General features: G+C 73.7%; 17 protein-coding genes and 1 pseudogene. 7 read left to right on the top strand and 11 right to left on the bottom strand.

Features of this window, described 5'->3' with window-relative positions:
- Positions 1–13 precede the first annotated feature (13 nt).
- A complete protein-coding gene (locus ABGB16_RS03280; protein ID WP_347666457.1) occupies positions 14–262 on the bottom strand; it encodes a CD225/dispanin family protein in 249 nt (82 codons plus the stop codon).
- A gap of 315 nt (positions 263–577) precedes the next feature.
- On the opposite strand from ABGB16_RS03280, the gene purN reads away from it, so the two are divergent.
- Positions 578–1,192 (top strand): phosphoribosylglycinamide formyltransferase, encoded by a 615-nt coding sequence (purN, locus tag ABGB16_RS03275; protein ID WP_347666456.1) that lies wholly within the window; start codon positions 578–580, stop codon positions 1,190–1,192.
- Positions 1,189–2,760, top strand: a complete 1,572-nt coding sequence (gene purH / locus ABGB16_RS03270) for a bifunctional phosphoribosylaminoimidazolecarboxamide formyltransferase/IMP cyclohydrolase (RefSeq protein WP_347666455.1) — start codon at positions 1,189–1,191, stop codon at positions 2,758–2,760. The genes purN and purH overlap by 4 nt, the downstream gene beginning before the upstream one ends.
- A gap of 70 nt (positions 2,761–2,830) precedes the next feature.
- Here purH and ABGB16_RS03265 read toward each other — a convergent pair whose 3' ends face one another.
- On the bottom strand, positions 2,831–3,307 hold the full coding sequence (locus ABGB16_RS03265; protein WP_347666454.1) for a hypothetical protein: 477 nt from the start codon (positions 3,305–3,307) through the stop codon (positions 2,831–2,833).
- A gap of 13 nt (positions 3,308–3,320) precedes the next feature.
- Positions 3,321–3,410, bottom strand: a pseudogene (locus ABGB16_RS03260) (hypothetical protein); the annotation flags it as partial.
- 183 nt (positions 3,411–3,593) lie between these two features.
- On the opposite strand from ABGB16_RS03260, the gene ABGB16_RS03255 reads away from it, so the two are divergent.
- From ABGB16_RS03255 to ABGB16_RS03245, 3 genes are all read left to right on the top strand, one after another.
- Complete coding sequence (locus ABGB16_RS03255; RefSeq protein WP_347666588.1) at positions 3,594–3,968, top strand: peptidase inhibitor family I36 protein; 375 nt, start codon at positions 3,594–3,596, stop codon at positions 3,966–3,968.
- A 461-nt stretch (positions 3,969–4,429) separates the two neighbouring features.
- Positions 4,430–5,290, top strand: a complete 861-nt coding sequence (locus tag ABGB16_RS03250; protein ID WP_347666453.1) for a bifunctional methylenetetrahydrofolate dehydrogenase/methenyltetrahydrofolate cyclohydrolase — start codon at positions 4,430–4,432, stop codon at positions 5,288–5,290.
- Between the two features lie 258 nt (positions 5,291–5,548).
- Positions 5,549–6,499, top strand: a complete 951-nt coding sequence (locus ABGB16_RS03245) for a malate dehydrogenase (protein ID WP_347666452.1) — start codon at positions 5,549–5,551, stop codon at positions 6,497–6,499.
- Between the two features lie 88 nt (positions 6,500–6,587).
- Here ABGB16_RS03245 and ABGB16_RS03240 read toward each other — a convergent pair whose 3' ends face one another.
- A complete protein-coding gene (locus ABGB16_RS03240) occupies positions 6,588–7,409 on the bottom strand; it encodes a TetR/AcrR family transcriptional regulator C-terminal domain-containing protein (RefSeq protein ID WP_347666451.1) in 822 nt (273 codons plus the stop codon).
- A gap of 83 nt (positions 7,410–7,492) precedes the next feature.
- Between ABGB16_RS03240 and ABGB16_RS03235 the strand changes: the two genes are divergently transcribed.
- The gene (locus ABGB16_RS03235) at positions 7,493–7,891 is read left to right on the top strand and encodes a VOC family protein (protein ID WP_347666450.1); all 399 of its coding nucleotides are present in this window, start codon (positions 7,493–7,495) and stop codon (positions 7,889–7,891) included.
- A gap of 173 nt (positions 7,892–8,064) precedes the next feature.
- Positions 8,065–9,282 carry an NADP-dependent isocitrate dehydrogenase gene (locus ABGB16_RS03230; RefSeq protein ID WP_347666449.1) on the top strand — a complete coding sequence of 406 codons (1,218 nt, stop codon included), beginning with the start codon at positions 8,065–8,067 and terminating at the stop codon, positions 9,280–9,282.
- 411 nt (positions 9,283–9,693) lie between these two features.
- Here ABGB16_RS03230 and galT read toward each other — a convergent pair whose 3' ends face one another.
- The 7 genes from galT to ABGB16_RS03195 all read right to left on the bottom strand — a co-directional run bounded on the left by galT (position 9,694) and on the right by ABGB16_RS03195 (position 19,089).
- Positions 9,694–10,770 carry a galactose-1-phosphate uridylyltransferase gene (gene galT / locus ABGB16_RS03225; RefSeq protein ID WP_347666448.1) on the bottom strand — a complete coding sequence of 359 codons (1,077 nt, stop codon included), beginning with the start codon at positions 10,768–10,770 and terminating at the stop codon, positions 9,694–9,696.
- Entirely contained in the window at positions 10,767–11,579 is an 813-nt protein-coding gene (locus tag ABGB16_RS03220; protein ID WP_347666447.1) for a DeoR/GlpR family DNA-binding transcription regulator, read from the bottom strand. The genes galT and ABGB16_RS03220 overlap by 4 nt, the downstream gene beginning before the upstream one ends.
- A gap of 155 nt (positions 11,580–11,734) precedes the next feature.
- Positions 11,735–13,264: an adenylyl-sulfate kinase gene (gene cysC / locus ABGB16_RS03215; RefSeq protein WP_347666446.1), complete on the bottom strand. Its 1,530-nt coding sequence runs from the start codon at positions 13,262–13,264 to the stop codon at positions 11,735–11,737.
- A 97-nt stretch (positions 13,265–13,361) separates the two neighbouring features.
- The gene (locus ABGB16_RS03210) at positions 13,362–13,916 is read right to left on the bottom strand and encodes a DM13 domain-containing protein (RefSeq protein ID WP_347666445.1); all 555 of its coding nucleotides are present in this window, start codon (positions 13,914–13,916) and stop codon (positions 13,362–13,364) included.
- A 316-nt stretch (positions 13,917–14,232) separates the two neighbouring features.
- Positions 14,233–16,851 (bottom strand): valine--tRNA ligase, encoded by a 2,619-nt coding sequence (valS, locus tag ABGB16_RS03205; protein ID WP_347666444.1) that lies wholly within the window; start codon positions 16,849–16,851, stop codon positions 14,233–14,235.
- 143 nt (positions 16,852–16,994) lie between these two features.
- Entirely contained in the window at positions 16,995–17,516 is a 522-nt protein-coding gene (locus ABGB16_RS03200) for a methylated-DNA--[protein]-cysteine S-methyltransferase (RefSeq protein WP_347666443.1), read from the bottom strand.
- 70 nt (positions 17,517–17,586) lie between these two features.
- Positions 17,587–19,089 (bottom strand): AlkA N-terminal domain-containing protein, encoded by a 1,503-nt coding sequence (locus ABGB16_RS03195; RefSeq protein WP_347666442.1) that lies wholly within the window; start codon positions 19,087–19,089, stop codon positions 17,587–17,589.
- Between the last annotated feature and the right edge of the window lie 237 nt (positions 19,090–19,326).

Raw genomic sequence — 19,326 nt, 5'->3', positions numbered from 1 at the left:
GCTGAGGGTGCTGTCAGTAGCTGCTGGTGCTCGTGTCCGCACCCATGATCCCGGCCAGACCGCCCACCGCGCAGCACACGAGGACGATCACGAACCACACGATGCCGACGATGATGGCCCACTTGGACCACTTCTTCGACTCGGCGGCAGCCGCCTGCGCTCCGGCGTAGTCGCCCTGCTGCAGCAGCCCGTTGACCTTGGACGCGTTGATGATGGCGGGGATGGCCAGCGGCCAGAAGAGGAAGATGGCCACGATGGACATCGTCATGTTGTTATTGATCTGTTGCGGTTGGGGCGCCTGGTAACCGGGCTGCATCGCTGCCTACTCCTTGTTTCATCGACACAACGCACGTGTCGGATCACTGACGGGTGCGGGGCCGGGCGCGCGCCGGGCGTGCGGGGGGCCCCGAGCGACGGGAGCGTACAGGGTGCCGGCGACAACGGTGGTCACCGTTTTCCGTTGTCCGCATCCTGGTTGCCCCCGGGCGCGCGGGATCCGGGGCGGCCCGCAGGGGGGGTCCGCGCCGCCCGCGCGCCCGCGCGTCACCCCCTTCGACCTGCCCGATAGGGTTGTCGCGTGACCGCGCCCGTCGCCCGCATCGTCGTCCTCGTCTCCGGCTCCGGGAGCAACCTCCAGGCGTTGCTCGACGCCGCCGCCGATCCGGCGTACGGCGCGCGGGTGGTGGCCGTCGGCGCCGACCGGGACGGCATCGCCGGTCTGGACCGGGCGTCCGCCGCGGGGGTGCCGACGTTCGTCGAGCGGGTGAAGGACCACCCGACGCGGGCGGACTGGGACGTCGCGCTGACCGCGCGGGTCGCCGAGCACCGGCCCGACCTGGTCATCTCCGCCGGCTTCCTCAAGCTGGTCGGCCCGCACTTCCTCGCCGCGTTCGGCGACCGGTACCTCAACACGCACAACACGCTGCTGCCGGCGTTCCCCGGCATCCACGGCCCCCGCGACGCCCTCGCCTACGGCGTGAAGGTCACCGGGGCGACGTTGTTCTTCGTCGACGCCGGGATGGACACCGGCCCGATCGTGGCGCAGGTCGCCGTGCCCGTGCTGGACGACGACGACGAGGAGACGCTCACCGAGCGCATCAAGGAGGCCGAGCGGCGCCAGCTCGTCGAGCAGGTCGGTCGCCTGGTCCGCGAAGGTTGGACGATCACCGGAAGAAAGGTCACGGTCCCGTGAGTTCCACTCAGGACGAGCGCCGCCCGATCCGGCGGGCGCTGGTCAGCGTGTACGACAAGAGCGGCCTGGTCGAGCTCGCCCGGGCCCTGCACGGGGCCGGGGTGGAGATCGTCTCGACCGGCAGCACCGCGTCCACCATCGCCGGAGCCGGGGTGCCGGTGACCCCGGTCGAGTCGGTGACCGGCTTCCCCGAGATCCTCGACGGCCGGGTCAAGACCCTGCACCCGAAGATCCACGGCGGCCTCCTGGCCGACCTGCGCAAGGAGTCGCACGCCGCCCAGCTCGCCGAGCACGGCATCGCCGGGATCGACCTGCTGGTGTCCAACCTCTACCCGTTCCAGGCCACGGTCGCCTCCGGCGCCGACGTCGAGGAGTGCGTGGAGCAGATCGACATCGGCGGGCCGGCGATGGTCCGGGCCGCCGCCAAGAACCACGCCTCGGTCGCCGTGGTCACCGATCCGGCGGTGTACCCGGCCCTGCTGGCGGCGCTCGGCGAGGGGGGCTACACCCTGGCCGAGCGCCGGGCGCTGGCCGCCCGCGCGTTCGCGGCCATCGCCGAGTACGACCTGGCCGTGGCCGAGTGGTGCGCGGTCACCCTGGCCCCGGACGCCGAGGGCTGGCCGCGGTTCGCCGGGCTGACGCTGCGCCGCGGGGCGGTGCTGCGCTACGGCGAGAACCCGCACCAGGCCGCCGCCCTCTACGCCGACCCGGCCAGCCCGCCGGGGCTGGCCCAGGCCGAGCAGTTGCACGGCAAGGAGATGTCCTACAACAACTACGTCGACGCGGACGCCGCGTGGCGCGCGGCGAACGACTTCGCCGACCAGCCGGCGGTGGCGATCATCAAGCACGCCAACCCGTGCGGGATCGCGGTCGGCGCCGACGTGGCCGAGGCGCACCGCAAGGCGCACGCGTGCGACCCCGTGTCGGCGTACGGCGGGGTGATCGCCGTGAACCGACCGGTGAGCGTCGAGCTGGCCCGGCAGGTCGCCGACATCTTCACGGAGGTGCTGGTCGCCCCCGGCTACGAGGACGGTGCGGTCGAGATCCTGCGGGGGAAGAAGAACATCCGGCTCCTGCACGCCCCCGCGTTCGACCCGCTGCCGGCCGAGTGGCGGCAGGTCACCGGCGGCGTGCTGGTCCAGATGCGCGACCGGGTCGACGCCGCGGGGGACGACCCGGCCGCCTGGCGGCTGGCCACCGGCGAGGCGGCCGACGAGGAGACGCTGCGTGACCTGGCCTTCGCCTGGCGGGCGGTGCGCGCGGTGAAGAGCAACGCGATCCTGCTGGCCCGGGACGCCGCGACCGTCGGGGTCGGCATGGGCCAGGTCAACCGCGTCGACTCCGCGCGGCTCGCGGTCACCCGCGCCGGCGCCGAGCGGGCCCGGGGGGCGGTCGCCGCCTCGGACGCGTTCTTCCCGTTCGCCGACGGCCCGCGGATCCTCATCGAGGCCGGCATCCGCGCCATCGTCCAGCCCGGCGGCTCCATCCGGGACGAGGAGGTCGTCGCCGCCTGCAAGGAGGCCGGCGTGACGATGTACCTGACCGGAACCCGCCACTTCTTCCACTGAGGGGCGGGGTCGGGGAGCGCGTGGGTGTGCCGCCGGCGCCCGCACCGTCGCACCGCCTTGCCGGCAGCGGTCAGCCGGCGCGGAGGGTGAGGGCGGCCCGGGTGCCGTCGGTGCGCTCCGCCCGGATGGTCCAGCAGCCGGCCGCGGGAAAGGTCCACCGGCTGCCCCACTCGTCGCCCGGGCGCTGCCAGGTGCTGCCGCCCGTGTGCCCGGTGACGTCCTGGGGCTCCACCCGGGCGCCGGCCGGCCCCTCGGCGGCCAGCGTCAGGTCGCCGTGGCCGGTGACCCGGAAGGCGATCTTCGTCAACCGGCCCGCGCGCAGCTCCGCGCCGTCGATGAAGAGCAGCGCCCAGAAGACGCCGGGCGTGCCCGCGACCTCGGCGAGGCCGGTGCCGTAGCGGTGGTCGGCCGGGCACGGCGGGGCGGCGACCTCCGTCGTACGGCCGTCGGTGCCGTCGCCGTCCGGCGGCTCCCCGGCGTCCGTGCAGCCCGTGGCCGCCAGGGCCGCGGCCACCGCGATCATTGAGATCCCCCGATGCCGTCGCATCCCCCCATGGTGCCAGGGCGGCCATCGCGGCGACCGCCACGACCAGGGCCAGGCTGATCCAGAAGATCGGGTTGCGGCGCAGGTCGCGCCAGGCGTCGCTGGCTTGGCCGCCGGACGCGACGAAGAGCCGGGCCGATTGGGGAAAAATTTCTGCGAGGTTCCGTGAACCCAGCACCGGATGCGCCCCGTTCTGCGGTGGAGATGTTGCGCGCGTGTCAGGCGCAACTGATCCACAGTAGGGTCCCAGTACATCACCGAACGTGAAGGATGGAACCACGTGAAGCGGATGCGCACGTTGCTAGCTACCGCGCTTACCGTCGGTCTGGCGGGTATGCTCGCCCCTCTCGTCAGCCCGTCTCCGGCAAGCGCTGCTTGGTCGGACTGCCAGTCGGGCCAGTTCTGCATCTGGAACCCCATCAATTTCGACGGGTGGGACTACATCCGTCCCACGGGCCTAACCTCAACCCAGAATTCCAACTTCACTTCCGTAGCCTTCAACGACGTGGCCAGCTCTGCCGTGAACAAATCGAGCTCCAGGTGGTGCCTCTACGAGCACGCCAACAAGGGTGGCAACTACCTGGTGTTCCCGCCGAACACGCAGATCAGTGACTTCCGCGCGTACGGCTGGAACGACCGCGCCAGCAGCGCCGCGCGGTGCTGACCTGGTCGCGACCGCCCGAAACTGCTTGAGCTTGTTGAACGCGCGTTCGGGGGCGTTGCGCTGCTTGTAGCGCTCCCGGCCGAAGGTCGGTGGCCGGCCGTCGCGAGATCCCTTCTTGCGGCGGTTGGCCGCCTGATCGGCCTTGATCCAGATCGTGGCCTTCATGCCGCCGCGGCGTAGGTGAGCACGGATGGCCTTCGAGCTGTACGCCTTGTCAGCCAGGACATGCCCGGCGGCGTCCCGCGCCGCCCGTCCCGATGTCGACCGCTCGCCGGGTCCAGGGCGTTCCCGGACTCGGCGCCCGATCCTGATATATGGCCCGAATTGCCCCCCGTGACTAATGCCACGTGACGGATCGTTACGGCCCGGTGGCGCCCGTCCGGTCGGCCCGGCCGGTTCGGGTCGGGCGCCGGGACACGGGTCCGCGGAACGGCGCGCCCCGGCCGTGAGACGATCTGGGCGTGACGGCGACGATCCTGGACGGCAAGGCGACCGCGGCGGAGATCAAGGACGAGCTGCGGGTACGCGTCAAGGCACTGGCGGAGCGCGGCACGATCCCCGGACTGGGCACCGTCCTGGTCGGGGCCGACCCCGGCTCCCAGGCGTACGTCAACGGCAAGCACCGCGACTGCGAAGAGGTGGGCATCGCCTCGATCCGCCGCGAACTGCCCGACGACGCCACCCAGCAGCAGCTCGACGACGTGCTCGCCGACCTGAACGCCGACCCGGCCTGCCACGGTTACATCGTCCAGCTGCCGCTGCCCGGTCACCTGGACACCCAGCGGACGCTGGAGGCGATCGACCCCGACAAGGACGCCGACGGCCTGCACCCGGTCAACCTCGGCCGGCTCGTCCTCGGCTACGACGCGCCGCTGCCGTGCACCCCGCGCGGCATCGTCGAGCTGCTCCGCCGGCACGACGTGGCGCTGCGCGGCGCCAAGGTCGCGGTGGTCGGCCGGGGCAACACGGTGGGCCGCCCGCTCGGCCTGCTGCTCACCCGGCGCAGCGAGAACGCCACCGTGACCCTGTGCCACACCGGCACGCTCGACCTCGCCGCGCACACCCGGGCCGCCGACATCGTCATCGTCGCCGCCGGGGTGCCGGGCCTGCTCACCGCCGAGATGATCACCCCGGGCGCGGTGGTGGTCGACGTGGGCATCACCCGGGTGGTCGGCGCGGACGGCAAGGGCCGCTACACGGGCGACGTCGACCCGGAGGTCGCCGAGGTGGCCGGCAAGCTCGTACCGATGCCCGGCGGCGTCGGCCCGATGACCCGGGCCATGCTGCTCACCAACGTGGTCGAGCGCGCCGAGCGCGGCTGAGGTCGCGCGGGCCGCGATGCCGCCGGCGCAGGCGGGGCGCGATGTCGCCGATATGGGGGTGTCCGGCTGCCTCGGACGCTGCGATGTCGCCGCCATGGAGGTGTCCGAGGACGCCGCCACCGAGCCGACCGCGGCCGAACCTGGACGGGCCGTGACCTTCGCCCCATCCGGCCGTTGGCCGCCGCCCCTGGCCTGATCGGTGCCAGGATGACTGATACGGTCCGGAAAACCGACTGGTAGCAGGGGAGTGGGACGACCATGGGTAAGAAGGTCACTGTCGTCGGGGCCGGCTTCTACGGCTCCACCACCGCGCAGCGCCTGGCCGAGTACGACGTCTTCGACACCGTCGTGATCACCGACATCGTGGAGGGCAAGCCGGCCGGTCTCGCGCTGGACCTCAACCAGTCGCGCGCGATCGAGGGCTTCGAGACCAAGCTCGTCGGCGTCACCACCGGCCCGAACGGCGAGGGCTACGAGGCCATCGAGGGCTCGGACGTCGTGGTGATCACCGCGGGCCTGCCGCGCAAGCCGGGCATGAGCCGGATGGACCTGCTGGAGACGAACGCCAAGATCGTCCGTCAGGTCTCCGAGAACGTCGCCAAGTACGCCCCGAACGCCGTCGTCATCGTCGTGTCGAACCCGCTCGACGAGATGACCGCGCTCGCCCAGCTCGCCACCCAGTTCCCGAAGAACCGGGTGCTCGGCCAGGCCGGCATGCTGGACACCGCCCGGTTCACCAACTTCGTCGCCGAGGCGCTGGGCGTACCGGTGAAGTCGGTGAAGACGCTGACCCTCGGCTCGCACGGCGACACCATGGTGCCGGTGCCGTCGCGCAGCACCGTCGACGGCAAGCCGCTGCGCGAGGTGATGCCGGCCGAGCAGATCGAGGAGCTGGTCGTCAAGACCCGCAACGGTGGCGCCGAGGTGGTGGCCCTGCTGAAGACCGGCTCGGCGTACTACGCCCCGTCGGCCGCCGCCGCCCGGATGGCCAAGGCCGTCGCGGAGGACTCGGGCGAGGTCATGCCGGTCTGCGCCTGGGTCGACGGCGAGTACGGCATCGCCGGCGTCTACCTGGGCGTCGAGGCCGAGATCGGCCGCGAGGGCGTGCGGCGGGTCGTCGAGACCGACCTGGACGCCGACGAGATCGCCGCGCTCAAGGAGGCGGCCGAGGCCGTCCGCGCCAAGCAGGGCGACGTCGCCAACCTGTGATCCCAGCCATCCGGAGCGCCCCGCGGCCGCCGGTCGCGGGGCGCTTTCCTGTCCTGACCGGGGTCAGCCGGGCCGGTCCGGGCCGGGATCAGTCGCTCTGCTCCGCGCCGGGGTCAGCCGTGGCCGCGGTGGAGCGGCTCCGGCCGCTGCGCACCCCGTCGATCAGGACGCCCAGGCCGTCGAGGATCCGGGCCAGTCCGAACTCGTACGCGTGCTCCGGGCTGTACGCGGCGTGCTGCGCGGCCCCCGCCGCGGCGCCGACCCGGACGGCGGTCGGGTACCGCTGCTCGTCGAGGACGCGGGCGAGCAGTGGGGCGTTCGCCGCCCACCACTGCTCATCGCTCCACGCGCTCTCCCGCTGCGCGAGCCGTACCTCGGTCGCCGAGCGGGCCGAGGCCCGGACGAAGTCGAGGACGTAGGTCAACGCCGCATCCCGCTGCACGTCCTCCAGGCCGGTGCCGTCGAAGGCGCGCAGCTCGTACTCGTACTTGGCCATCATGCCCGGGCCCAGCGGCGGCCGACCGGTGGCGACCTCGGCGGCCCAGGGATGGGCGGTGAACAGTTCCCGGTTGTCCTGCGCGAGCGCCGCCACCCGCACCCGCCACGGCTCGCCGGAGCGGTCCGGCCGGGGCATCCGGGCGTAGCTCGCGTCCAGCATCAGGTCGAGCAGCTCGGCCTTGCCCGGCACGTACGTGTAGAGGGTCATCGCCGCCACCCCGACGGCCTGGGCGACCGCCCGCATGGTCACCGCGTCCAGCCCGTCGGTGTCCGCCAGCTCGATCGCGGCCGTGACGATCTCGTCCAGCGACCGGCCCTGGCGTGGACCCCGGCGCGGGCTCTCGTCGGGTTGCCGCCAGAGCAGTCGCAGGGTGCGCGCCGGGTCGCCGGCTCCGCTGCGGTGATTGGGCACCCCCTGATCCTCTCAGGCCAAAACTCCGTACGCAGTACTATGTACAGCGTACGAAGTAATCCGCCCCATCCCAGGGAGTCCACGTGCAGATCACCGCAGCGGCCATCTCGCTCAACGTCGACGACCCGGCGGCCTCGGCCGCGTTCGTCCAGCGGCACTTCGGCTTCCGGCAGGAGATGGCGGCCGACGGATTCGTCTCGCTGGCCCGCGAGGGGGTCGGCTTCAACCTGATCTTCCTGCGTACCGGGTTGGCCAGCCTCCAGCCGGAGAGTCTGAAGCAGCAGCGGGCCCAGGGCCTGATCGTCGCCTTCGTGGTGGACGACATCGACGCCGAGTACGCCCGGATCCAGGCCGCCGGCGTGCCGGTCACGACTCCGCTCCAGACCGAGCCCTGGGGGGAGCGATTCTTCCAGGTCACCGACCCGAACGGGGTGATCCTCCAACTGGTGCAGTGGGTGCACGCCCCGGGCGAGGCCCCCTGAACCGTGATAGACCCGAGGGTGCGGCTCAGTGGCATCGGCCGATGGCGCCAGGGGTCCACCGCGCCGCGTACCCCGGTTCCCGCCGCCGACGCCAGGCCGGCTGGGGGGCGCCGTCCGGTTTCCAGTACGCTCGTACTGCTTGAGCACGTGTCCCCCGAGAGGAGCGCCGGCCGATGGCGAAGATCAAGGTAAACAACCCGGTCGTGGAGCTCGACGGCGACGAGATGACCCGGATCATCTGGAAGCAGATCCGGGAGCAGCTGATCCTGCCCTACCTCGACGTCGACCTGCACTACTACGACCTGTCGATCCAGTACCGCGACGAGACCGACGACCAGGTCACCATCGACGCCGCCAACGCCATCAAGGAGCACGGCGTCGGCGTCAAGTGCGCCACCATCACCCCGGACGAGGCCCGGGTGGAGGAGTTCGGCCTGAAGAAGATGTGGCGGTCGCCGAACGGCACCATTCGCAACATCCTCGGTGGCGTCGTCTTCCGTGAGCCGATCATCATGTCCAACGTGCCGCGGCTGGTGCCGGGCTGGACCAAGCCGATCGTCATCGGCCGTCACGCCCACGGCGACCAGTACAAGGCCACCGACTTCGTCGTCCCCGGTCCGGGCACGGTGACCATCACCTACACCCCCGCCGACGGCTCCGCGCCGGTGGAGATGGAGGTCGCCAAGTTCCCCGGCGGCGGCGTCGCCATGGGCATGTACAACTTCGACGACTCCATCCGCGACTTCGCCCGCGCCTCCATGCGCTACGGCCTGAACCGCGGCTACCCGGTGTACCTGTCGACGAAGAACACCATCCTCAAGGCGTACGACGGCCGGTTCAAGGACATCTTCGCCGAGGTCTACGAGAACGAGTTCAAGGCGGAGTTCGAGGCGGCCGGCATCAGCTACGAGCACCGGCTGATCGACGACATGGTCGCCGCCGCGCTCAAGTGGGAGGGCGGCTTCGTCTGGGCCTGCAAGAACTACGACGGTGACGTGCAGTCCGACACCGTCGCGCAGGGCTTCGGCTCGCTCGGCCTGATGACCTCGGTCCTGATGACCCCGGACGGCCGTACCGTCGAGGCGGAGGCCGCGCACGGCACCGTCACCCGGCACTACCGGCAGTGGCAGAAGGGCGAGAAGACCTCGACCAACCCGATCGCCTCGATCTACGCCTGGACGCGGGGCCTGGCCCACCGTGGCAAGCTCGACGGCACCCCGGCGGTCACCGAGTTCGCCAACACGCTGGAGCAGGTCATCATCGACACCGTCGAGGGCGGCCAGATGACCAAGGACCTCGCGCTGCTCATCTCGCGCGACGCCCCGTGGCTGACCACCGACGAGTTCATGAACGCGCTGGACGAGAACCTGGCGCGCAAGCTCGGCGCCTGATCCACCGCGACACCGACCGAGCCCGCCGGCCTCCGCGCCGGCGGGCTCCGTCGTCCGGTACGGCGGACCGGCTCCGTCGTCCGGTACGGCCGGCGGGCTCGGTCGCCGGCCGGCTTCATGGTGTGGTACGGCGGATCGGGCTCCGTCGCCGGCGGCGATGCCGAGCCGGCCGGAGTCCAGGGCGGTCTCGTACCGGCGTCACCCTGGGTGACGTAGCTCGTTGAGCTGGGTGGACGTGGTGCCAGTCGCGTCCAGGAAGGCCGGGATCGCCCCGCGGCGCGGGTGCGGATCAGCCGACCTTCCCGGCTGTCGCACGCAGCCGGCCGTCCCTTCCCTGCGGGGGGCCCTGTCCCGGGCCCCCCGCGCCCCGTGTGGGCTGCTGCCCACGGGTGGCGACAGGGGCCCTTCCGTTCAGGCGGCGCGCAGGAGTTCGGCGGCGTGCTCGGGGGCGACGTCGCTGATGAACGTGCCCATCCCGGACTCCGCGCCGGCCAGGTACTTCAGCTTGTCCCGGGCGCGCCGGATGCTGAACAGCTGCAGGTGCAGGTGCGCCAGCTCGCGCTCGACGCGTACGGGGGCCTGGTGCCAGGCCGCGATGTACGGCATCGGCAGGTCGAACAGCCCGTCGAAGCGGCGCAGCAGGTCCAGGTAGAGCGGGCCGAAGGCGTCCCGCTCCTCGTCGGTCAGCCCCGGGAGGTCCGGTACCGGCCGGTGCGGGGCGACGTGCACCTCGAACGGCCACCGGGCCGCCGCCGGCACGTACGCCGTCCAGTGCTCGTTGGCGACCACCACGCGCGTCCCGGCGGCGCGTTCGGCGGCGAGCACGTCGGCGTAGAGGTTGCCGCCCCCGGTGCGCTCGGCGTGCCGGCGGGCCGCGCCGAGCATCGCCCGGGTCCGCGGCGTGACGAAGGGGTACGCGTAGATCTGCCCGTGCGGGTGGTGCAGGGTCACCCCGATCTCCACGCCCCGGTTCTCGAAGCAGAACACCTGCTCCACCCCGGGCAGCTCGCCCAGCGCGGCCGTCCGGTCGGCGAGGGCGTCGAGCACCGTGCGGACCCGGCGCGGCGGGAGGCCCGCGAACGAGGCGTCGTGGTCGTCGGTGAAGCAGACCACCTCGCACCGGCCCTGGCCGGGCCGGACCGGGGTGAACGGGGTGATCTCCGCCGGCTCCTCGCCGACCCGCCCGCTGAAGGCCGGGAACCGGTTCTCGAAGACGGCGACGTCGTAGTCGGGCGCCGGGATCTCGCTGAGCAGGTCATCCCGGGACGGGCACAGCGGGCACTGGTCGGCCGGCGGCAGGAAGGTGCGGGTCTGCCGGTGCACGGCGAGCGCGACCCACTCGTCGGTCAGCGGGTCGTACCGCAGCTGCGACGCGCGGGGCGGCGGCGGAAGCTCCCGCCGGTCCGGCTGGTCGCGGACCGCGTCGTCCCGCTCGTCGAAGTAGATCAGCTCCCGGCCGTCGGCCAACTCGATCGCCGTACGCCTCACTCCGCCGTCTCCTCCCCGGCCGGGCGCCCACCCGGCTCCGACCCCACGAGCACCAGCTCGCCGACCTGCTCGCCCAGCACCCGCCGGCCCTCCGGCGCCAGCCGGTCGTCGGTGACCAGCACGTCGGCCGCGGCCAGCGCGACGATCGAACAGAGGCCGACCGTGCCCCACTTGGTGTGGTCGGCGAGCACGACCAGCCGGTCGGCGGCGGCCACCAGGGCCCGGTCGGTCTCCGCCTCCAACAGGTTGGGCGTGGTGAAGCCCGCCCGCTCGCCGATCCCGTGCACGCCGAGGAAGAGCAGGTCCAGGTGCAGCGACCGGATCGCCGCGACCGCCAGCGGCCCGACCAGCGCGTCGGACGGCGTCCGCACCCCGCCGGTCAGCACCACCGTCTGGTCCGGTCGGCCGCCGGCGTGCAGGATCTCGGCCACCGGCAGCGAGTTGGTCACCACGGTCAACCCCGGCACGTCGACCAGCCGGCGGGCCAGCTCGGCCGTCGTGGTGCCGGCGGAGAGCGCGACCGCCGCACCCGGCCGGACCAGGCCGGCGGCGTGGGCGGCGATGGCGGCCTTCTCCGGCAGCTGGCGCACCGACTTCGCGCGGAAGCCCGGCTCGTCGGCCGAGCCGGCCCCGGCCACCGTCGCGCCGCCGTGCACCTTGGCGAGCAGGCCGCGCTCGTGCAGCGCCTCCAGGTCGCGCCGGATGGTCATGTCGGAGACGCCGAACTCGGCGGCCAGCTCGGTCACCCGTACGCCGCCGGCCGCCCGGACGCGCTCCAGGATGGCCGCCTGCCGCTGCCGCGCGAGCACCCCGCCGCACCTCCGGCTTCCTCCGCGCACCTCGCACGCGATCGAACGTGTTCCAACAGAAGCGAACACTAGCGCGCGCGTTGGCCGTATGGAAGCACGGCCCGGCCATGGCGACAGGAGCAGCCGGCCCGGCCGGACCCGAAGCGGCGGCGGGATCAGGTGGACTGGAGGCGGGGCTCCACCCAGCCGGTCTCGGTCAGGTGGTGCATCACCGCCTGCACCGCCTCCTCGATGGTCAGGGCGGTCGTGTCCACCACCACGTCGGCGTCGGTCGGCTCCTCGTACGGGTCGTCCACGCCGGTCATCCCGGTGAGCAGGCCGGCCCGGGCGCGGGCGTACAGGCCCTTGCGGTCGCGCTGCTCGCAGACCTCGATCGGGGTCGCCACGTGCACCAGCACGAACCCGGCCCCGGCCGCCTGCGCCATCTCCCGGGCGGTCGCCCGTGCCTGCGCGTACGGGGCGATCGGGCAGCAGATGCCCACCCCCCGGTGCCGCGCGATCTCGGCGGCGACCCAGCCGATCCGGCGGACGTTCAGGTCCCGGTCGGCCTTGCTGAAGCCCAGCCCGGCGGAGAGCTCCCGCCGCACCACGTCGCCGTCGAGCAGCGTCACCGTCCGGTCGCCGCCCTCACGCAGCACGTCGGCCAGGCCCCGGGCGATCGTGGACTTGCCGGAGCCGGAGAAACCGGTCATGAACACCACCAGGCCCCGGTGCCGCCGGGGCGGACGGGCCCTGCTCAGCTCCTTGGCCACGGCCGGCGGGGTGTGCCACTCCGGCAGCGGGAAGCCCCGGTCGAGCAGGTCGTCGATCTCCGCCTGGCTCAGCGCCAGCCGCCGGTTGCGCGGCGGGATGTCCTCCCGCCAGCGCCACTGCCCGTCCCGGTTGTCGTAGGCCAGCTCGCGGGGGACCAGCACCCGCAGCCCGGCTCCGGAGAGCACCTCGCGGGTGGAGAGCAGGTGGGTCACCCCGTACGCGGCGGCCACCCGGGCCTGGAGCAGGGCGTCGCTGATCTCGTCGCGGCGCCGGGACAGCGGCACCGCGACCAGCGTCGCCGGGGGCATCCGGTCCCGGGCGGCGAAGACCGCCCGGACCAGCGCCTCGGGGGGCAGCCCGTTGATCACCCCCTCGCCGACCGGGATCATGACCAGCAGGTGCGCGTTCAGGGTACGGGCGGCGTGGGCGATCTGGGCGAGCTGCGGCCGGTGCAACGGCCGGTCGGCGACAACCCCGAGCACCCGCCCCGGGGGCAGCAGCGCCCGCACCTCCTCCGGGCTGCGGCGCAACCGCTGGAACGGGCCGTGCCCGCCGTCGCCGAGCCGGCGCACCGGGCCACCGATCCCGGCGACGCCCTCGCGGGCCGCCCAGACGTCGGTGACCTCCAGCGCGGCGACCGGCGCGCCCTCGCCGTCGGTGAGCACCAGCGTCCGGCGCAGCGGGTCGGCCGGGTGCAGGCCGTCCGCGAGCCCGGCGGGCACCTGGAGGGCCACCGGCACCGGCCACGGCGTGCCGTCGGCGAGCCGCCCGCGACGGGTGAGCGAGGTCAGGTCAGCCCGGGTCATGAAGCCGGTGAGCGGCGCGTACGCCCCGCTGAGCAGCAGTCCGAGATCGGCCAGCTCCCCGGGACGCGGCGTGTACGCCGGCGCGTCCCGCAGCACCTCGTCGGGCAGCACCCACCCGTTGCTCATCGCACCCCCCACTCACTGGCCGCCACACAGTTTCGCAGCCGACCGGCGATCGGTCGAGACCGCCACTCCCCGTACCGTGAACGGTGGGCGCGACGGGCTACGCGGCGGCGCGCAGCGGCGCGGCGCCGAAGGAGATCGTGAAGCGCTTGCACCAGAGCGAGACGCTGGTCAGGCCGGTGAGGTCGGTGCCGGCCGGGATGTCGTACGCCTGGTTGCCGAGGTTGCCCTTGAGTCGGCCCACCTCGACCCAGCGGCCGTCGTCGAAGCCCCGCGACCCCGGCCCCGGGCGGACCGGCTGGTCGGTGAGCCAGACCCGCAGGTCCGGCCCGTTGGTGGTGTCCAGCCCGACCAGCTCCAACCGGTACCGACCGTCGACCCCCCGGACGATCCGGGCGGTGCCCGACGTGTCGAACTCCTGGCTGACGAACTCGCCCTGGCTGACCAGGCTCGGTCCGGTCGGGCTCGGGGCGGCCGAGGCGCCGGGTGTCGCGGGGGAGGACGGCGCCGTGGCGATCGTCGACAGGGGCTCGTCGACCTCGGTGTCGGTGACGTACGTCCACGGCTTGAACCACATCAGGCCGGCGGCGACGCCGAGGGCGAGGACGGCGGCGACGACGGCGACCACGCGGCGGCGCGACAGGGCGGAAGACATGGCGCCCATTCTTCCGTCAACCGCGCCCGCCGTCACGGTCCGTCGGCCTATCAAAACCCTACCGTCACGATCTTCCGAGGCGGCGGTCGCCGCGGGCGGGCCGACCCAGCGGGAAAGGTAGGGCTGGCCGGATGGACCCGCTCGGATCGTGCCCGGCAGGCTGGGGGCCATGGTGCTGCTCGGCGTGCGGATGCTGCGCGGCTGGTGAGCGCTCCCGGCGCGGCGGCGGCCCGTGGTGGCGGCTCATTCCGCCGTGACCGACGCCGACACCGGGCGGGCCCGACGACCGCGGGGCGGCGCGGAGGTGGGCGTTCGCTCAGAAGGCGCAGGCGATCACCAGCTCCGGCGTGCGGTCCGGCAGCAGGTCGAGTTTGCCGATCCGGCCGGCGGCGCGCAGGTCGTCCGCCACGAGCGTGAGCCGGTCGAGCAGGGCCGCCGGGCCGAGCGCCTCCGCGAGCGGCACCTCGGCCCTCATCGACAGCTTTCGCTCCGACTTGGCCCGCCGCACCTGGCTCAGCGCGTCGCCGGCCAGCCGCAGCAGCTCCGGGTCGCCCTCGCCGCGCACCGCCCGCCCCACCTCGTACGTGGTGGGCCAGGGGGAGCGGTGCACCGAGCCGTACCGCCACCAGGACCACACCTCCTCGGTCGCGAACGGCAGCACCGGGGCGAACAGCCGCAGCTGCACCGACAGCGCGGCGGCCAGCGCCGCCCGGGCCGAGTCGGCCCCCGGCCCGGAGCCGTAGGCGCGCTCCTTCACCAGCTCGATGTAGTCGTCGCAGAACCGCCAGAAGAACGCCTCCGTGGCCTGCAACGCCGCCGTGTGGTCGTACGCCTCGAAGGCGGCGGTCGCGGCGGCGACCACGCCGGACAGCTCCGCGAGCATCGCGGCGTCCAGCGGCTCGGTGGCCGACAGCTCCAGGTCGCGGCGCGGCGTCAGACGCGCCGAGCTGGAGTTGTCGCACGGGGCGCGCAGCGCGTCGGCGGCGCCCAGCCCGAGGGCGAACCTCGACGCGTTGAGCAGCTTCGTGGCGAGCCGCCGGCCGACCCTGATCTGCGCCGGGTCGAACGCCAGGTCCATCCCGGGCCGCCCGTTGGCCGCCCAGTACCGCACCGCGTCCGAGCCGTGCTGCTCCAGCAGCCCCATCGGGGTGGTGACGTTTCCCTTGGACTTGGACATCTTCTTGCGGTCCGGGTCGAGGATCCAGCCGGAGAGCACGACGTCCCGCCAGGGCAGCACCCCGTGCTCCAGGTGCGACCGGACCACCGTGGAGAAGAGCCAGGTGCGGATGATGTCGTGGCCCTGCGGGCGCAGGTCCATCGGGAAGATCCGGCGGAACAGGTCCTCGTCGTCCGCCCAGCCGCCCACGATCTGCGGGGTCAGCGACGACGTGGCCCAGGTGTCCAGCACGTCCGGGTCGCCGACGAAGCCGCCCGGCCGGCCCCGCAGGGCCTCCTCGTACCCGGGCGGCGGCTCGCTCGACGGGTCGACCGGCAGCGCCGCCTCGTCGGGTGTGAGAGGGTGGGTGAGGTCCGGCTCGCCAGTGTCGTCGAGCCGGTACCACACCGGCACCGGCACGCCGAAGAAGCGCTGCCGGCTGACCAGCCAGTCACCCGTCAGGCCGGCCACCCAGTGCTCGTAGCGGTGCCGCATGTGCTCCGGCACCCAGCGCAGCTCACCGCCCCGGGCCAGCAGCTCGCCGCGCAGGGCGGCGTCCCGGCCGCCGTTGCGCAGGTACCACTGCCGGGTGGTGACGATCTCCAGCGGCCGGTCGCCCTTCTCGTAGAACTTGACCGGGTGGGTGATGGGGCGCGGCTCGCCGACCAGGCCGCCGGCGTCGGCCAGCAGCTCGACGATCGTCCGCCGGGCGCCGGCCACGGTCTGCCCCGCCAGCGCCGCGTACGGCTCCGCCGGCACGCCGGCCGGCGGCACCGGCAGCAGCCGCCCGTCCCGGCCGATCACCGCCCGGGTCTCCAGGGCCAGCTCCCGCCACCAGGTCACGTCGGTCAGGTCGCCGAACGTGCACACCATCGCGATGCCCGTGCCCTTGGCCGGGTCCGCCAGCGGGTGCGCGCGCACCGGCACCTCGACCCCGAACACCGGGGTACGCACAGCCGCGCCGACCAGGTCCGCGAACCGCTCGTCGTCGGGGTGGCAGACCAGCGCCACGCAGGCCGGCAGCAGCTCCGGGCGGGTGGTGTCGATCAGCACCTCCCGGCCGCCCGGGCCGGCGAACCGCAGCCGGTGGTACGCCCCCGGCCGCTCCCGGTCCTCCAGTTCCGCCTGGGCGACGGCCGTGGCGAACCCGACGTCCCACAGCGTCGGCGCCTCCGCCTGGTACGCCTCGCCCCGCGCCAGGTTGCGCAGGAACGCCCGCTGCGAGGCGGCCCGGGCCCGGCGGTCGATCGTCGTGTACGTCAGCGGCCAGTCCACCGACAGCCCGAGCCGCCGCCACAGCGCCTCGAACGCCCGCTCGTCGGCGGCGGTCAGCGTCTCGCACAGCTCCACGAAGTTGCGTCGGGAGATCGGTGTCGGGTTCTTCCGGGCCTCGTCGTCCACGGGCGCGTCCGGCGCCCGCCAGCCCGGGTCGTACGGCAGCGACGGGTCGCAGCGCACCCCGTACACGTTCTGCACCCGGCGCTCGGTGGGCAGGCCGTTGTCGTCCCAGCCCATCGGGTAGAAGACCGTCCGCCCCCGCATCCGCTGGAACCGGGCCACAGTGTCGGTGTGGGTGTACGAGAAGACGTGCCCCATGTGCAGCTCGCCCGATACGGTCGGCGGCGGGGTGTCGATCGCGTACACGTCCGAGCGCTGCTTCGAGCGGTCGAACGCGTACGTGCCCTCCTCCTGCCAGCGGCGCGCCCAGGTCTCCTCGAGCCCGTCCAGCGTGGGACGCTCGGGGACGCCGGCGCGGGCCGTCCTCGCCGTGTCGGTCATCGGTCGATCGTAGGCAGCCGCCCCGCGACGGGCCACGGCTTATCCAGCGTGTCCGGTGCCCCGCCGGCTGGCCGCCTGGCGACGCCCCCGCCGGCCGCCGCGACCTGCGTTGGCCCGCCACGATCCCGGCACGGCGTCCCTCGCTACCGTCCGGGGGCCGCCTCGTGGGCGAGGAGCCACCGCTTCACGTCCAGCCCCCAGCGGTAGCCGCCGAGGCCGCCGTCGGTGCGCAGCACCCGGTGGCAGGGCACGAAGAGGGCCGCGGCGTTGCGGGCGCAGGCCGCCGCGGCGGCGCGTACGGCCGCCGGCCGGCCCGCCAGCTCGGCGTACCCGGTGTACGTCACCGGCCGGCCGGGCTCCACCTCCCGCAGCACCCGCCACGCGTGCGCCATGAACGCGCCCCCGGTGTGCTGCTCGACGGGCACCGCGTCGATCGCGGTCAGCTCGCCGTCGAGGTACGCGGCGACGGCCGCGGTCACGGGCCCGAGGTCCGCCCGGTGCCGCACCGGGCCGCGCAGGGCCGGGTGCACCAGCGGCACGAGTGACTCCGGCCCGGGGGTGAAGCCGGCCGCCCGGACCGCCCCGCCGGGACCGGTCAGGATGCTCAGCGGCCCGGCGGGCGTGTCGACGACGGCGCCGTCGAGGGGGGTGTCGATGCTGTTCATGCTGCTCTCCGGTGTCGGGTGCCGTGTGTTCTTCGGTGTCGGGTGGCCGTGTGCTCTTCGCAGCGGACTGTCATGCCGCTCGCCACAGCCGGATGACGGCGTACGAGCGCCAGGGGCGCCAGCGGCGCGCGTACGCGTCGAGGGCCCTCGGGTCGTCGGGCAGGCCGAGGGCGGTCGCGCCCCGCCGTACGGCCAGGTCGGTGGGGAGGAAGACGTCGGGGTCGCCGAGGGCGCGCATGGCCACGTAGCCGGCCGTCCACGCCCCGATTCCCGGCACCGCCAGCAGTCGCCGCAGGCTCTCCGCCCGGTCCCCGCCGGGATCGAGGTCCAGCGACCCGTCGGCGACCCCGCGCGCCACCGCCCGGATCGTCTCCCGCCGCCCCGCGGGCATCCCGAACGCGTCGTCCCCGACCAGACCCACCTCCTCGGCGGTGGGAAACCCCCGCAGCCCGCCCCGGAACCCGGGTTGATCATGGGGTTGACCGCCGTTTCGGAGATCGATCCGGCCGTCAACTCCATGATCGACGCTGGTGAGGGGGGTGGTGGCGGTCAGGAGGCGGGCGAGGGTGGTGCGCGCCGCGCGTACCGAGACCTGCTGGCCCACGACGGCGCGGACGGCCATCTCGAAGCCGTCGACGGCGCGCGGGACGCGCACCCCGGGCTCGGCGGCCACCAGCGGGGCGAGGGCGGGGTCGGCGGCCAGGGCGTCGTCGACGGCGGCCGGGTCGGCGTCGAGGTCGAGCAGCCGGCGGCAGCGGGCCACCGCCGGCGCCAGGTCGCGCATGTCAGCCAGCCGCAGGGTCGCCGCCACGTGCCCGTCCGCCGGGGTCAGCGCCACCTCGGCTGCGCCGTGCGGCAGCCGCAACCCCCGCCGGTACGTCCCGTCGCGCACCTCCTCCACGCCGGGCAGCGCCCGCAGCGCGAGGAAGTCCAGCAGCGCCCCCGCGTGCAGCGGCGGCCGGTACGCCAGCCGCAGCGTGATCGTGCCGGCCCCACCGGCCGCCGGCTGTCGTCCCCGGGCGGCCCGCAGCTCCGAAGGGGCGGTGGCGTAGACCTCCCGGATCGTGTCGTTGAACTGCCGCACGCTGCCGAACCCGGCCGCGAACGCGATCTCGGCCATCCCGAGCCCGGTCGTCTCGATCAGGATCCGGGCGGTCTGCGCGCGCTGCGCCCGGGCCAGCGCGAGCGGCCCGGCACCCAGCTCGGCGCGCAGCAGCCGGTGCAGGTGCCGCTCGGTGTAGCCGAGGCGGGCGGCCAGCCCGGGTACGCCGTGCCGGTCGACCACCCCGTCGGCGATCAGCCGCATGGCCCGGCCCACGGTGTCCGCCCGGACGTCCCACTCAGGCGAGCCCGGGGCGGCGTCCGGGCGACAGCGGCGGCAGGCGCGCAGCCCCGCCCCCTGCGCCGCCGCGGCGGACGGGAAGAACCGGACGTTCTGCCGCTTCGGGGTGGTCGCCGGGCAGGACGGCCGGCAGTAGATCCCCGTCGACGTGACGCCCGTGTAGAACCACCCGTCGAACCGCTGGTCGCGGCTGTCGACGGCCCGGTAGCAGCGCTCGAAGTCCAACTCCACGGCACCGATGGTGCCCCGTCGGCCACCCGCCCGGCTCGCGGAAATCGGACCTGGCCGTGGAAGGTGCAAGGAACCGTTACCTATCAGTGCGCTCTGGTGAGCATGTGATTGGTAGTCCTGCCTTGCGGTGGGACGGTCCCGGTCTGACCTGCTGGGGCGGTGCCGGGTTGACGTTTCACGGCCACCTGCCCCGCGAGCGGGGTCTTACGGTCGGCTCCACGTCCGTTTGGCGACTCC

Source organism: Micromonospora sp. B11E3 (assembly GCF_039871625.1).
Taxonomy (GTDB): Bacteria; Actinomycetota; Actinomycetes; order Mycobacteriales; family Micromonosporaceae; genus Micromonospora.
Note: the sequence above shows the minus strand (reverse complement) of the source record. Positions and strands in the feature narration are given on the sequence as shown.